Source organism: Arenimonas sp. SCN 70-307 (genome assembly GCF_001724815.1).
Lineage (GTDB): Bacteria > Pseudomonadota > Gammaproteobacteria > Xanthomonadales > Xanthomonadaceae > Arenimonas.
Window position 1 is genome coordinate 1 of sequence record NZ_MEDO01000023.1, and the last position, 12,669, is coordinate 12,669.

General features: G+C 67.9%; 14 protein-coding genes. 4 read left to right on the forward strand and 10 right to left on the reverse strand.

The window, feature by feature from the left end:
* The 6 genes from ABS41_RS11790 to tsaD all read right to left on the reverse strand — a co-directional run.
* A partial coding sequence (locus ABS41_RS11790) for a hypothetical protein (protein ID WP_290594631.1) occupies positions 1 to 739 on the reverse strand: 739 nt, incomplete at its 3' end.
* Between the two features lie 59 nt (positions 740 to 798).
* Positions 799 to 1,857, reverse strand: coding sequence for a hypothetical protein (locus tag ABS41_RS11795; RefSeq protein WP_290594632.1), 1,059 nt, complete (start codon positions 1,855 to 1,857; stop codon positions 799 to 801).
* 356 nt (positions 1,858 to 2,213) lie between these two features.
* On the reverse strand, positions 2,214 to 2,474 hold the full coding sequence (locus ABS41_RS11800) for a hypothetical protein (RefSeq protein WP_290594633.1): 261 nt from the start codon (positions 2,472 to 2,474) through the stop codon (positions 2,214 to 2,216).
* 129 nt (positions 2,475 to 2,603) lie between these two features.
* The gene (folK, locus tag ABS41_RS11805; RefSeq protein ID WP_290594634.1) at positions 2,604 to 3,095 is read right to left on the reverse strand and encodes a 2-amino-4-hydroxy-6-hydroxymethyldihydropteridine diphosphokinase; all 492 of its coding nucleotides are present in this window, start codon (positions 3,093 to 3,095) and stop codon (positions 2,604 to 2,606) included.
* The gene (gene folB / locus ABS41_RS11810; protein ID WP_290594636.1) at positions 3,092 to 3,448 is read right to left on the reverse strand and encodes a dihydroneopterin aldolase; all 357 of its coding nucleotides are present in this window, start codon (positions 3,446 to 3,448) and stop codon (positions 3,092 to 3,094) included. The genes folK and folB overlap by 4 nt, the downstream gene beginning before the upstream one ends.
* A 14-nt stretch (positions 3,449 to 3,462) precedes the next feature.
* Positions 3,463 to 4,476, reverse strand: coding sequence for a tRNA (adenosine(37)-N6)-threonylcarbamoyltransferase complex transferase subunit TsaD (gene tsaD / locus ABS41_RS11815; protein ID WP_290594637.1), 1,014 nt, complete (start codon positions 4,474 to 4,476; stop codon positions 3,463 to 3,465).
* 137 nt (positions 4,477 to 4,613) lie between these two features.
* Here tsaD and rpsU point away from each other — a divergent pair, with 137 nt between their 5' ends.
* From rpsU to ABS41_RS11835, 4 genes are all read left to right on the forward strand, one after another.
* Entirely contained in the window at positions 4,614 to 4,829 is a 216-nt protein-coding gene (gene rpsU, locus ABS41_RS11820) for a 30S ribosomal protein S21 (protein ID WP_002808376.1), read from the forward strand.
* Positions 4,830 to 4,905: 76 nt separating this feature from the next.
* On the forward strand, positions 4,906 to 5,352 hold the full coding sequence (locus ABS41_RS11825) for a GatB/YqeY domain-containing protein (RefSeq protein WP_290594827.1): 447 nt from the start codon (positions 4,906 to 4,908) through the stop codon (positions 5,350 to 5,352).
* An 84-nt stretch (positions 5,353 to 5,436) separates the two neighbouring features.
* Positions 5,437 to 7,170 carry a DNA primase gene (dnaG, locus tag ABS41_RS11830; RefSeq protein ID WP_290594828.1) on the forward strand — a complete coding sequence of 578 codons (1,734 nt, stop codon included), beginning with the start codon at positions 5,437 to 5,439 and terminating at the stop codon, positions 7,168 to 7,170.
* Positions 7,171 to 7,257: 87 nt separating this feature from the next.
* Positions 7,258 to 9,198, forward strand: coding sequence for a prolyl oligopeptidase family serine peptidase (locus tag ABS41_RS11835; RefSeq protein WP_290594829.1), 1,941 nt, complete (start codon positions 7,258 to 7,260; stop codon positions 9,196 to 9,198).
* Between the two features lie 52 nt (positions 9,199 to 9,250).
* Here the strand turns inward: ABS41_RS11835 and cyoE are convergent, their stop codons facing one another.
* From cyoE to ABS41_RS11855, 4 genes are read right to left on the reverse strand one after another with little or no spacing between them, the layout of a single operon-like run.
* The gene (cyoE, locus tag ABS41_RS11840; RefSeq protein WP_290594830.1) at positions 9,251 to 10,216 is read right to left on the reverse strand and encodes a heme o synthase; all 966 of its coding nucleotides are present in this window, start codon (positions 10,214 to 10,216) and stop codon (positions 9,251 to 9,253) included.
* Positions 10,213 to 11,361, reverse strand: a complete 1,149-nt coding sequence (locus ABS41_RS11845) for a COX15/CtaA family protein (RefSeq protein ID WP_290594831.1) — start codon at positions 11,359 to 11,361, stop codon at positions 10,213 to 10,215. Before ABS41_RS11845 ends, cyoE begins: the two co-directional genes overlap by 4 nt.
* A gap of 7 nt (positions 11,362 to 11,368) precedes the next feature.
* Positions 11,369 to 11,917 (reverse strand): hypothetical protein, encoded by a 549-nt coding sequence (locus ABS41_RS11850; RefSeq protein ID WP_290594832.1) that lies wholly within the window; start codon positions 11,915 to 11,917, stop codon positions 11,369 to 11,371.
* Entirely contained in the window at positions 11,914 to 12,621 is a 708-nt protein-coding gene (locus ABS41_RS11855) for an SURF1 family protein (protein ID WP_290594833.1), read from the reverse strand. Before ABS41_RS11855 ends, ABS41_RS11850 begins: the two co-directional genes overlap by 4 nt.
* Positions 12,622 to 12,669 lie beyond the last annotated feature (48 nt).

A 12,669-nucleotide genomic window follows, 5' to 3' on the forward strand; every position in this document is an offset into this window, starting at 1 on the left:
CTTGCCGAGCTTGATATAGAGCCGAACGGCACGTAGCCGATCCTCGTATGAATACATGAACTACTCCTTCAAGTAGTCCAAGAAATCGTCCGCACCCCCGGGTGGTCAATTTTGGGCGCGCATCAACAGCCCTGTAGGTCGCGTGGAGATCCTCTTTAGATACTTCGAGGTCCGCCAAACTTCTCGCTCTCTCCTTCATCTCGAGGAGATTTCTTCCAGCAGCCGCCATTCGGTCGGCAGTGGTCCAACGAGCCAAGATTCCTTGAGCTTTTCGCTTCAGAAGTGTCAGCGCTTCTCTTGCCTGAGCATCGTTTGCGTAGTCCTTGTCGGACGACTTTTCAAATGTAATGACGGGCCAGCGGAACTTATCTCTCGTTCCGGCGATCCGATGCGCCCTTGCCAAGATGCGCCCGGTTTGTTTGAGATTGGTATAGGTGGGCCGCTCCCATGTGAGCCCTTCACGCGGGGGCGTTAGCCAGAAGATGGCCGTTAGCTCTCCACAGTCTTGCAGGCCCGCGACTGGCTGAAGCAGCTCCTCGAATGAATCCAGGAACCGGAAGAACTCCTGCAGTGAGTACTTATGTGAACGCAACGTCAGGCCAGCCCAGTCGCGGGATAGTTGCTTAAGCGCAGGCCAAAGTGCATCGGCGAGTGCGGGTCGCCCCGAAAACTCGCCCTTCGCTGATTTTCGGTTTGACTCGCTGGCGCCGCTTCCCTTCCACAGCTCAATGAAGTCCACGGACATTCCGTCCTTTGCAACCAGCTTCCTGGAGCCAAGATCCTTTCCCCCAGCCATTGCTACGCTTCATCCCCATCAAGATGAAGCTGCCAGCGCAACGAGGGCGAGTTACATCTCTCCTCCATTTTTGCCTGGGCCGCACGGAGATATAGGCGGGTTGTTTCGTCGGACAGGTGCCCCATCTGTGGCCTCAGCATCAGGTCGATCTGGTTTCTCATCACGCCCTCCAACCAAGTCAAGTTGGGGAATCCCTGTCGAGTGGCTTCGTGCTGCGCAGCTGCCGCACTAATGAGCGTCTCAACTGCGAACCAATGGCGGCCACCATGCGGCGTCCAACTGCGCGGCTCTCCTGGCATCTGGTCGCGTACCGCTTTCCACTCTTCCGTCCAGATATCGCGGAACGTGACGTTCGAGAAAGGCTCGTTGGTGAATTCGCTAAGCCAAAGACGCTGCGGCTTTTTTGCCGCCCGACTTGCTTGGATGCTCTTCGTTTCCCCGGAGCGGATCCATCTACGGATCTGAAGTTCGCGAGGCCCCCGCCTATAAGCGTCGATCTTCTTGGCCAGCTCGAGCGAAAGGGAAATCTCCCGACCTCGAATCGCCACGTTCGATGAGGGGGTCAGCTTTGCGCCTTTTACGCCCCGGTTGATTCTGAAATGGACCCTCCCTCCAACCGGCCTCCATTGCGATCTTTCGGGTAGGTCGTCCCAAAGCAGTTGATTTGCCTCGCTGATGCGCATCCCGCTGTCCATGATCGTCTGAGCCATCATCGCCTTGACCTCAGACCGCACCAACATGCGCTTCAGCCAGAGGGCAATGGCCGCATCCGAGGGCAGTACGACAGGGCGCCGATAGGGTTGCTTGACCCCAGCGAGCGCGGATCTCAGGTTGTGGCCCCGTCCTGATCTCGAGTCAGGCTTACGATCGGCATCGAACTCCCGATAGATGGGATCAAAAGGCGGGCGGATTGGGCGGCCGTCAGGTGTTTTAGGAATCTGCCCCAACCACGTGAGGTGCAGACATGCCTCCGAGATGTACGCGTGGATCGTGCTCTCTGACTTCTTCTCTGCGACCATCGCTCCCTGCCATTCAAGGAGGTCCTCGTAGGCGACGGTCACGAGGTCAATCTTTCCTTGCTTGCCGTCCAACCACGCATAGAAGCGCGTCAGCCTGTAGACGACCGCGTCGAGACTGGCCTTTGTGAGTGCGACGTAGTTACGCGTCCGGGCTCGGGCTTGACCATCAGGGCCCAGGGGCCACTCACCAAGCGCCCTATTCCTGATGTATCGGTTGACGACTTCTGGATAGCTTCCATCTTCGGCAAGGAAGAACGGAACGTGAGCAACCGAGGGGAATCCTCTCGCTCTCAGCTCCTGCGCTGACTCACTGGTTGGCCTGACAACCCTCAACTTCACCGGGGCCACCTCGTTCCTGGGTAGCCATAGGTTACTAGACCCTACCTCCTACGCAAGGCTCATGGAGATACGTTTACAGGCCCCTTCCTTAAGACGAAGTACTGCACCAGGTAGAACAGGAAGCCCAGCGCCATGCCCAGCGGCCCGATCTCGCCGCCCTCGAGCAGGCCCAGGCCGAAGATCGGCAGCAGGAAGGTGGCGGCCACCAGCAGGCTGGCCACGGCCGAGATGACCGGGAACACCAGCAGTTCCTTGTCGCTGCGAAGCACGGCGGCGCTGGCCTTGACCAGGTGCCAGCTGCGCGAAAGTTTGTCGAACATGGCGTGTCCTCCCCGGGTGACGGCCCTGATCATACGTCGGGGGGGCCGCAGCGCAAGGCCGGAAGTCACGCAAGGCTTGGGGTCGGAGGTAATTTGCCTGAGGCAAATTACCTCCGACCCCATGGCCTCTCAGCCCAGCACGAGCGCGTCGGTTTCCGGCGGCGTCGCCGCGTCCGGATGCACCGCCCACATCTCCGCCAGCGTCCGCCCGTCGCCGGGCACGCGGTAATCCGGTGCAATGTCCGCCAGCGGCTTGAGCACGAAGGCGTGCTTCAGCTCCGGGCGCGGCAGCTCGAGGTTGCCCGGGCCCTTCAGCACCAGGTCGTCGTAGAAAACGATGTCGATGTCGAGCGTGCGGCTGGAGAAACGCGGGCCGCTGCGGTCGCGGCCCATCGCGTCCTCGAGCGCGTGCAGCCACGCGTTGAGTTCGAAGGGATCGAGGTCGCTATCGATCGCGGCCGCGGCGTTGAGGAAATCCGGCCCCTCGAAGCCCACCGCCGGCGTGCGGTAGACCGGCGAGAACACCACCGCGCCGAAGCGCGCGCGCAGCGCGTCGGCCGCGGCGAGCAGGTTCGCCTCCGGCGCGAGGTTGCTGCCCAGGCTCAGCCAGGCGGTGCTCACGCGGCGCGGCTGCGCTCGATGATCACGCCCACGGCCTTCGAGCCGCGCACGGCGCCGGGCTTGCTCAGCTTCAGGCGCACGTGCTGCACGCCGAACTCGCCGGTGATGATTTCCGCGCAGCGCTCGGCCAGCGTCTCCACCAGGCCGAAGCTCGACTCGGACACGTACTGGATCAGGCGCTTGGAAACGGCCTTGTAGTCGAGCGTGTCCTTGATGTCGTCGGTGGCCGCGGGCTGGCGGTTGTCGAACGCCATCTCGATGTCGAGCACGACGGGCTGCCTGATCTTGCGCTCCCAGTCGTAGATGCCGATCACGCACTCGATCTCGAGCGCTTCGATGAAAACCTTGTCCATTGGCGTCCCAGGAATCAAACCGGCGGCAAGCTTGCCATGTCCCAGCGTGGCGTCACGGTGACGGCCGGGGTTTCGGCCTGGCCGGCCTGCAGGCGCAGGGCCCCGGCGAAGGCGATCATGGCGCCGTTGTCGGTGCAGAAGGCCGGGCGCGGGAAGCACACGCGGCCGCGGGCCCCGCCCACAAGGGTCTCCAGGCGGGCGCGCAGACGCAGGTTCGCGCCCACGCCGCCGGCCACCACGAGGGTGCGGATGCCGGTCTGGTCCAGCGCGCGCTTGCACTTGATGGCCAGGGTCTCCACCACCGCGTCCTCGAAGCCCCGGGCGATGTCGGCGCGGGTCTGCGGGGCCTTGTCGGAGGCCTGCCAGGCCAGCAGCACCTGGGTTTTCAGGCCCGAAAAGCTGAAATCCAGGCCCGGCCGGTCGGTCATGGGCCGGGAGAACTCGAAAACGCCCGGGCGGCCGGTCTCGGCCAGGCGGGCCAGCTCGGGGCCGCCGGGGTAAGGCAGGCCCATCAGCTTGGCGGTCTTGTCGAAGGCCTCGCCGGCGGCGTCGTCCAGGGTTTCGCCCAAAAGGCGGTACTCGCCGATGCCCTGCACCTCCACCAGCTGGGTGTGGCCGCCGGAGACCAGCAGGGCCACGAAGGGTGGCCTGAGCGTGGGGTCCTCGAGCAGGGGCGCCAGCAGGTGGCCTTCCATGTGGTGCACGCCCACGGCCGGCAGGTCCAGGGCCCAGGCCAGGGCCCGGCCGGCGGCGGCGCCCACCATCAGGGCGCCCACCAGGCCGGGGCCGGCGGTGTAGGCCACGCCGTCGAGGTCGGCCGGCTCCAGGCCGGCCTCGGCCAGCACCTGGCGCACCAGGGGCAGGAGCTTGCGGACGTGGTCGCGGCTGGCCAGCTCGGGCACCACGCCGCCGTACTCGGCATGCAGGGCGATCTGGCTGAACAGGGCGTGCGACAGCAACCCGCGGCGGGTGTCGTACACCGCCACGCCGGTCTCGTCACAGCTGGTTTCGATGCCCAGGACGCGCATGTGCCTGTTTTTCGGGGCTTTGTGGCCGGATTCAAGGGAAAAAGGCCGGTCTGGCTTGCCTGCCGGCCCGGGACCCGCGTATCATACGCGGCTCGCCGGCCCGGCCGTGCGACAACCACCGATCCCAGGAATCGAACATGCCGTCTGTCAAAGTCCGCGAAAACGAGCCGTTTGAGTTTGCGCTGCGTCGCTTCAAGCGCACTTGCGAGAAGGCCGGCGTCCTCGCCGAAACCCGCAAGCGCGAGTTCTACGAGAAGCCGACCCAGGAGCGCAAGCGCAAGGCCGCCGCCGCGGTGAAGCGCCAGCTGCGCCGCAGCTCGCGCGACGTCACCAAGCGCCAGCGCCTGTACTGAGCCGCGTTGCTTGCCAGAAAGCCGGCACGCTCGCGCGTGGCCGGCTTTTTGTGTTTCTGACACCAGGAGATCCCCGATGAGCCTCAAGACCCAGCTGACCGAAGACATGAAGGCCGCGATGAAGGCCGGCGAGAAGGACCGCCTGGCGGTCATCCGACTGATCAACGCCGCCATCAAGCAGAAGGAAGTGGACGAGCGGGTCGAGATGACCGACGCGCTGGTGCTCGGCGTGCTCGAGAAGATGGTCAAGCAGCGCAAGGATTCGATCAGCCAGTACGAGGCGGCGAACCGCGAGGACCTGGCCACGATCGAGCGCAACGAGCTGGCGGTGATCGAGACCTACCTGCCGGCCAAGATGTCGGAGGCCGAGGTGGCCGCCGCCGTGGCCGCCGCCAAGGCCGAGACCAACGCCCAGGGCCCCGCCGACATGGGCAAGCTGATGGCCGTGCTCAAGCCCGCCCTGGCCGGCAAGGCCGACATGGGCCTGGTCTCCCAGCTCGTCAAGAAAGCCCTCGCCGGCTGAAAACCCAAAATGGGGTCAGAGCACATATCCGTTTGAAACGGTTATGTGCTCTGACCCCATTTTTTGATGTCATGCTTGCGCGACATGGCACGGATACCCGACGCGTTCATTGACGACCTGCTGGCCCGGACGGACATCGTCGAGGTCGTGGGTTCGCGCGTGCCGCTCAAGCGGCAGGGCCGGGAGTATTCGGCGCGCTGTCCCTTCCACGACGAGCGCTCGCCCTCGTTCACCGTCTCGCCCACCAAGCAGTTCTACCACTGCTTCGGCTGCGGCGCGCACGGCACCGCCATCAGCTTCCTGATGAACTACGACCGGCTCGAGTTCCTCGACGCCGTCGAGGAGCTCGCCAAGCGCGCCGGCATGGAAGTGCCGCGCGATACCCGCCAGCGCAACGAGAGCGGCGAGTCGCGCGAGCTGTACGCGGCCGTGGACGCCGCCGCGAAGTTCTTCCAGCAGCAGCTGCGCTCGAGCACCAAGGCCCGGGCCTACCTCGAGCGCCGCGGCGTGGACGCCGAGAACCAGGCGCGCTTCGGCATCGGCTACGCGCCGGAAGGCTGGGAAGGCCTCAAGTCCGCGCTCGGCACCGACGAGCGCCGGCTGGCGCTGCTGGAGAAGGTGGGCCTGTTCTCGCGCAATGACGCCGGCCGCGTTTACGACAAGTTCCGCGACCGCGTGATGTTCCCCATCCACGACCGCCGCGGCCGCGTGATCGCCTTCGGCGGCCGCGTGCTGGAGAAGGACGACGGCCCGAAGTACCTCAACTCGCCCGAGACGCCGCTGTTCCACAAGGGTCGCGAGCTCTACGGCCTGTGGCAGGTGCGCCAGGCGCACTCGAAGATCCCGCGGCTGGTGGTGGTCGAGGGCTACATGGACGTGGTGGCGCTGTTCCAGTACGGCGTGAACACCGCCGTGGCCACGCTCGGCACCGCCACCACGCCCGACCACGCCGAGCTGCTGTTCCGCAACGCCGCCGACGTGTACTTCTGCTTCGACGGCGACCGCGCCGGCCGCGGCGCGGCGTGGAAGGCGCTCGAGTCGGTGCTGCCGCGCATGCGCGACGGCCGCCAGGCCTTCTTCCTGTTCCTGCCCGAGGGCGAAGACCCCGACACCATCGTGCGCAAGGAAGGCGCGGCCGGATTCGACGCGCGCCTGGCGCAGGCGATGCCGCTGTCGGAGTTCTTCTACAACGAGCTGTCCAAGGACGTGAACCTGGCCGGCATGGAGGGCAAGGCGCGCCTGGCCGAGCGCGCCAAGCCGCTGCTGGCGGGCATTCCCGACGGTGCCTTCCGCGACCTGATGCTGCAGCGCCTGACCGAGCTGACCGGCGTGGGCCGCCGCGAGGAAGCCACGCCGCCCGCGCGCCCCACGCCGTCGATGCGCCCGGGCCGCGGCGGCGCGCCGGCGCCCAAGCGCAGCCTGGTGCGCACCGCCATCGCGCTGCTGCTGCAAAAGCCCGCGCTGGCCGAGGCCATCGAGCCGCCCTACCTGTTCGGCGCCCTGCGCCAGCCGGGCATCCCGCTGCTGGTGGAGCTGGTGCAGCTGGCCAAGGACCGCCCGGGCATCACCACCGGCGCCGTGCTCGAGCACTTCGCCGGCCGCGAGGAAGAAGCTGCGCTGCAGAAGCTGGCCCTGCAGGCCTTCCCCGGCGACGAAGCCGGCTGGCGCGCCGAGATCGTCGACGCCCTGGCCCAGCTCGACCGCCAGGTCCGCGCCCAGCGCGTGGAGGAGCTGCAGGCCCGCATCCGCGAGGCCGGCAGCGCCAGCCTCTCCGAGGCCGAAAAGACCGAACTCCGGGACCTGCTCACCGCGAAGTAAGGGGACGGCTGCGGTTGGGCTTCACCCGAATTGCACCTGTCCCCAATGCATATATCCTCGGTTGACTACACCCATGGGGAACCGAGGATGCGACTGACTGCTTTGCTGCTCTCCACGGCGCTGCTCGCGCCGCCTGCCCTGGCCCAATCCGCCGCCGTCGAGCGCGTGGAAGTGGGCAACCGGGTCAGCGAGAACCTGCCCGAGGTGCCGGCCGAGCTGGTCGAACGCCTGGACCGCTACCAGAACACCCGCGGCGCCAGCCTCGGCGGCTGGCTGCCCGACGGCAGCGTGCTGGTGTCCACGCGTTTTGGCGAAACCAACCAGGTGCATCGCGTGGCCTCGCCGCTGGGCATGCGCGAGCAGCTGACCTTCTACCGCGAGCCGCTGAGCGCGGTGACGCCGGCGCCCGGCAGGAACGCCTTCGTGTTCGGCAAGGACGTGGGTGGCTCGGAGTTCTGGCAGCTGTTCTGGTTCGACGTGGACACGCGCGAGGTGACCATGCTCACCGACGGCGGCCGCAGCCAGAACACCACGCCACTGTTCTCGCACGACGGCAAGCAGCTGGCCTGGGCCAGCACCGCCCGCAACGGCACCGACTACGACCTGTGGGTGCGCGACATGGCCACCGGCCAGTCCCGCATCGTGCTGCAGGAAGGCGGCCTGTGGTCGCCGATGGACTTCTCGCCCGACGGCCAGCGCCTGCTGGTGCTCAAGTACGTGTCGATCAACGAGTCCTACCCGGGCGAGCTCGACCTGGCCACCGGCAAGCTGCGCTTGTTCCCGGTGGAAGGCGGCAAGTCGGCCTTCAACGCCTTCCGCTACGCGCCCGACGGCCGCAGCGTGTTCTACGTGTCCGACGAAGGCCGCGAGTTCATGACGCTGCGCCACCACGACCCCCAGGGCGGCGAGCCCAGGCTGGTGAGCGGCAACATCCCGTGGAACGTGACCGGCCTGGAGATCGCCCCCGATGGCCGCCACCTGGCCTACGCCATCAACGAGGACGGCATCAGCCGCCTGCGTGTGCTCGCCCTGCCCGAGCAGCGCCAGATCCGCCTGCCGGACCTGCCGATCGGCGTGATCGGCAACTTCTCGTTCTCGCCCGACGGCCGCTCGCTGGCGGTGACGCTCAACAGCGCCACCTCGCCCAGCGACGTGTACGTGTACGACCTGGGCACGCCGGCGCTGGCGCGCTGGACCCGCAGCGAAGTGGGCGGCCTGGACGCCTCGCGCTTCCGCGCGCCCGAGCTGGTGCGCTTCCCCACCTTCGACGAGGTGGACGGCAAGCCGCGCACCATCCCCGCCTTCTACTACCGCCCCGAGGGCGACGGCCCCTTCCCGGTGGTGATCAGCATCCACGGCGGCCCCGAGGCCCAGGCCCTGCCCACCTTCAACCCGACCACGCAGTTCCTGCTCGAGGAGCTGAAGGTCGCCGTGCTGGTGCCGAACGTGCGTGGCTCGGCCGGCTACGGCAAGACCTTCCTGCAGCTCGACAACGGTTTCCTGCGCAAGGACTCGGTGAAGGACATCGGCGCCCTGCTCGACTGGATCGCCACCCGCCCCGAGCTCGACGCCAACCGCGTCGGCGTCAGCGGCGGCAGCTACGGCGGCTACATGGTGCTGGCCTCGATGGTGGACTACGCCGACCGCATCCGCGCCGGCATCGACGTGGTGGGCATCTCGCACTTCGGCACCTTCCTCAAGAACACCGAGGACTACCGCCGCGACCTGCGCCGCGCCGAGTACGGCGACGAGCGCATCCCCGAGATGAAGGCCTTCCACGACGAGATCGCGCCGCTCAACAACGCGCACCGCATCACTTCGCCGCTGTTCGTGGCCCAGGGTTACAACGACCCGCGCGTGCCCTGGACCGAGGCCGAGCAGATCGTGAAGGCCGTGCGCGGCAACGGCGGCGAGGTCTGGTACCTGATGTTCATGGACGAAGGCCACGGCTTCCGCAAGAAGACCAACAGCGACTACTTCGGCGCCGCCTCCATCCTGTTCTGGCAGCAGCACCTGCTGGCGGAGTAAGCGAACCGGGGACGGGTGCATATTTGGCAAAGCCAAAAATGCACCCGTCCCCTCACTGCGGAACGAACTCGAGGGTCGGCGCCGCGGCCTCGACCGGCAGGCTGCCCGGCAGCAGCCAGTGGTCGGCCAGCAGGAAGGCGAACAGGGCCATCAGGTAGACGATGGAGTAGTTGAAGACCTTCATCGCGTAGAGCTCGGAGGGCGGGTTGAGCAGGCGCACCGCCATCCACAGGAACACGCCGCCCAGCACCAGGGCGCCGCCGAGGTAGAACACGCCGCTCATGCCGGCCACGAAGGGCAGCACCGTCACCACCACCAGCAGCACGGTGTAGAACAGGATCTGCCAGCGCGTGTAGTTCACGCCGTACACCACCGGCAGCATCGGGATCAGCGCCTTGGCGTAGTCGTCGCGGCGGAAGATGGCCAGCGCCCAGAAATGCGGCGGCGTCCAGACGTAGATGATCAGCACCAGCAGCAGCGCGTGGTCGTAGTGCAGCGGCGCACCGGCCAGGCCCCAGAGCGAAATGCCCGCCGGCCAGCCCTTCACCGCCGCCCAGCCCAGGGCCGGCGGCGCGGCGCCGGCCAGGCCGCCGATGACGATGTTCTGCGGCGTGGCGCGCTTGAGCCAGCCGGTGTAGATGATGGCGTAGCCGATCAGCGAGGCGAAGGTGAGCACGGCCGCGAAGGCGTTCACCCACAGCACGAGCACCGCCATCGAAACGAAGCCCAGCACCAGCGCGAAGGCCAGCACCTGCCCCGGCCGCAGCGAGCCGGTGGCCAGTGGACGGTGCTGGGTGCGCGCCATCAGCACGTCGATGCGCTGGTCGAGCAGGTGGTTGATGGCGGCCGCCGAGGACGCCGCCAGCCAGATGCCCAGCGCGCCCAGCACCATGCGCGCCCACGGGTACGCCTCGCCCGGTTCGACCGCCAGGAACATGCCGATGATCGCGGTGAACACGATCAGCGCGACCACGCGCGGCTTGGTCAGCTCCCAATAGGCGGCCGGTTGAAGACTCATTCCGGTGCCCGCAGGCGGGCCAGCAGGCCGACGACGGTGAACAGCAGCAGGGCCGCGCCGGCGTTGTGCGCCGTGGCCACCCACAGCGGCAGGCCGGCAACGATGTTGGTGATGCCCAGCGCCACCTGGGCGGCGAGCAGCACGCCCAGCGTGCTGCCCCAGAACACCAGGCCCGGCGTGCGCAGCATGCGCAGCACCACGAACAGCAGGTGGCCGACCACCAGCAGCGCGAAGAGGCGGTGGGTCATCTGGATGGCCACGCGCGCCGGGCCGTCGAGCACGCCGCCTTCGTAGTCCACGCCGATGCCGCGCCAGAGCACGAAGGCCTCGCGGTAGTCCTGCTCGGGCCACCACTGGCCCACGCAGGTCGGGAAGTCGGTGCCGCAGGCCAGCGCGGCGTAGTTGGCGCTGGTCCAGCCGCCGAGCGCGATCTGCACGACCAGCAGCACCAGGCCGATCCACAGCAGGCGGCGCAGCCTCGGCGCCTCGGCCACCACCAGCGCCGACGAGGGCGTGGTGCCCCAGGCCAGCCAGGTGAGCAGCGAGAAGGTGAGCAGGCCGCCGAGCAGGTGCGCCATCACGATGGCGGGCTTCACGAGCCAGATCACCGTCCACATGCCCAGCACGGCCTGGAAGATGATCACCATCAGCAGGGCCGTGCTCAGGCGCGCCGCGTCCACGTTCGACCAGCGCAGCACCTGCACCAGCAGGATCAGCTCGCCCGCCAGCCACAGCGCGACGGAGAGCTCATGGTTGGGCGCCATGCCGCCCACGCCCATGTAGATCGGGATCGACGCGCCCACCAGGGCCGCGGCCGCCAGCACGCTGGCCACGCCGCCCTTGCGCTTGCGCACGGCCAGCAGCGCGAGGATGAGCGTCAGCACGCCGAGAATGGCGGCGATGTGCCGGTGGAACTGCTCGCGCCAGGCCTTGGGCACCTCGACGGCGCGCTCGAAGGCGGCGTTGGCGGCGGCGATCTCGTGCTCCTGGTTCGGCCAGGTGGCCTTGCCGTAGCAGGTGGGCCAGTCGGGGCAGCTCAGGCCGGCGTTGGAAAGGCGCACGAAGCCGCCGAACACGATCACGCCCAGGGCGAGGATCAGCGCGGCCCAGGCCAGGCGGTGGTAATGACGGGAGGGAGCGTTCATCAGGGGCCTACTTCAGCACACGTCCGAGGTCCTTGCGCAGGCCGGACGGGTTGAAGCCCGGGGCGTAGCGCAGGACGAGGTAACCATTGGCGTCGGCCAGGTAGGCCGGCAGCGCGTCGGGGGTGGAGGCATCGGGCAGCAGCGCGGCGAGTTCGGCGCTGGGCTGCATGGGCACGAAGCCGCTGAAGTCGGCGGCGCCCTCGGGCACCGGCCCGAACCACAGCACCTTGAGCTTTTCGGCGTGGCGGCCTTCCGACACCCAGATGCGGTGCATCACGTCGTGCATGGCCACGCAGGCCTGGCCGCAGCCTTCCGGCGCGACGAACACGATGTGCCAGTGGCGGCTGGCCGGCTGCCATTGCCAGGCGCTGCCGTCGGCGCGCCTGAGCTCGAGCGACTGCAGCATCGGGTACGGGTCGAGCATCTGGCCGATGTTGCGCGTCTGCGTCGGCTTCCAGCCGCCGAAGAACAGCGCGGCGGCCACGCCGAAGCTGCCGAGGAAAAACGCGGCCACCAGCAGCAGCTGCAGGCGCGAGCGGGTTTGTTGGGTGGTCATTGTTTTCTGCGGAACCAGAGCAGGAGGGTGGTCACGAAGGCAGCGGCGGCCAGGCCGAACCACTGCAGGGCGTAACCGCGGTGTTTTTCAGGGGGCAGCGTATTCGACAGCAGCTCAAGGTCGCGTTCATGCCCCAGCGGCAGGGCAGGATCGAGCCTGAGCACGCGCGGCGCCAGTGCCGGCAGTTGCCAGGCGCGGGCGACCTCGGCCGGCTCGAGGTGCAGGGCCAGCCAGCGCTGGCCGCCGTCGCGCGACTCCAGCCCACCGCCCAGCTTGAGGCCCACGGCCGGGGGCGGCGCCAGCAGGCCCGCCAGGGCCGCGTCGCCGCGCGGGCAGGTCGCGTCGGGCAGGGTGCGGTCGCCCGGCAGCGGCAGCCAGCCCAGGTCCACCAGCAGCGGCGCAGCGGCGCCGGCGGGCTGGAAGGCGCAGTACTGGCGCACGCCGACGCGCTGGCCGCGGCGCTGGTTGTCCAGCCACAGCGGCGGCGTGTCGAGGAACCGACCTTCGCCAGCCACCTTGCGGATGCCGTTGGCGCCAGCCAGGGCCCCGGCCAGCGGCTGGGCCGGCCCGGCCAGCACGCCGGCGGTGTCGGCCAGCAGCGCTTCCTTCTCCAGCGCGCGGCCCAGCTGCCAGCGGCCCAGCGCCGAGAACGCCAGCACCAGGCACAGGCCGAACGCCACCAGCAGCACGCGGCGTTTCACCACGCGCGGCCCCGCGGGGCGGATAATGGCGCCCTTCCCTTCCACGCGGCG

Coding starts and splice junctions, on each gene's coding strand:
- ABS41_RS11800 (WP_290594633.1), bottom strand. CDS start 2,474: ATGTTCGACAAACTTTCGCGCAGCTGGCACCTGGTCAAGGCCAGCGCC.
- folB (WP_290594636.1), bottom strand. CDS start 3,448: ATGGACAAGGTTTTCATCGAAGCGCTCGAGATCGAGTGCGTGATCGGC.
- tsaD (WP_290594637.1), bottom strand. CDS start 4,476: ATGCGCGTCCTGGGCATCGAAACCAGCTGTGACGAGACCGGCGTGGCG.
- rpsU (WP_002808376.1), top strand. CDS start 4,614: ATGCCGTCTGTCAAAGTCCGCGAAAACGAGCCGTTTGAGTTTGCGCTG.
- ABS41_RS11825 (WP_290594827.1), top strand. CDS start 4,906: ATGAGCCTCAAGACCCAGCTGACCGAAGACATGAAGGCCGCGATGAAG.
- dnaG (WP_290594828.1), top strand. CDS start 5,437: ATGGCACGGATACCCGACGCGTTCATTGACGACCTGCTGGCCCGGACG.
- ABS41_RS11835 (WP_290594829.1), top strand. CDS start 7,258: ATGCGACTGACTGCTTTGCTGCTCTCCACGGCGCTGCTCGCGCCGCCT.
- cyoE (WP_290594830.1), bottom strand. CDS start 10,216: ATGAGTCTTCAACCGGCCGCCTATTGGGAGCTGACCAAGCCGCGCGTG.
- ABS41_RS11845 (WP_290594831.1), bottom strand. CDS start 11,361: ATGAACGCTCCCTCCCGTCATTACCACCGCCTGGCCTGGGCCGCGCTG.
- ABS41_RS11850 (WP_290594832.1), bottom strand. CDS start 11,917: ATGACCACCCAACAAACCCGCTCGCGCCTGCAGCTGCTGCTGGTGGCC.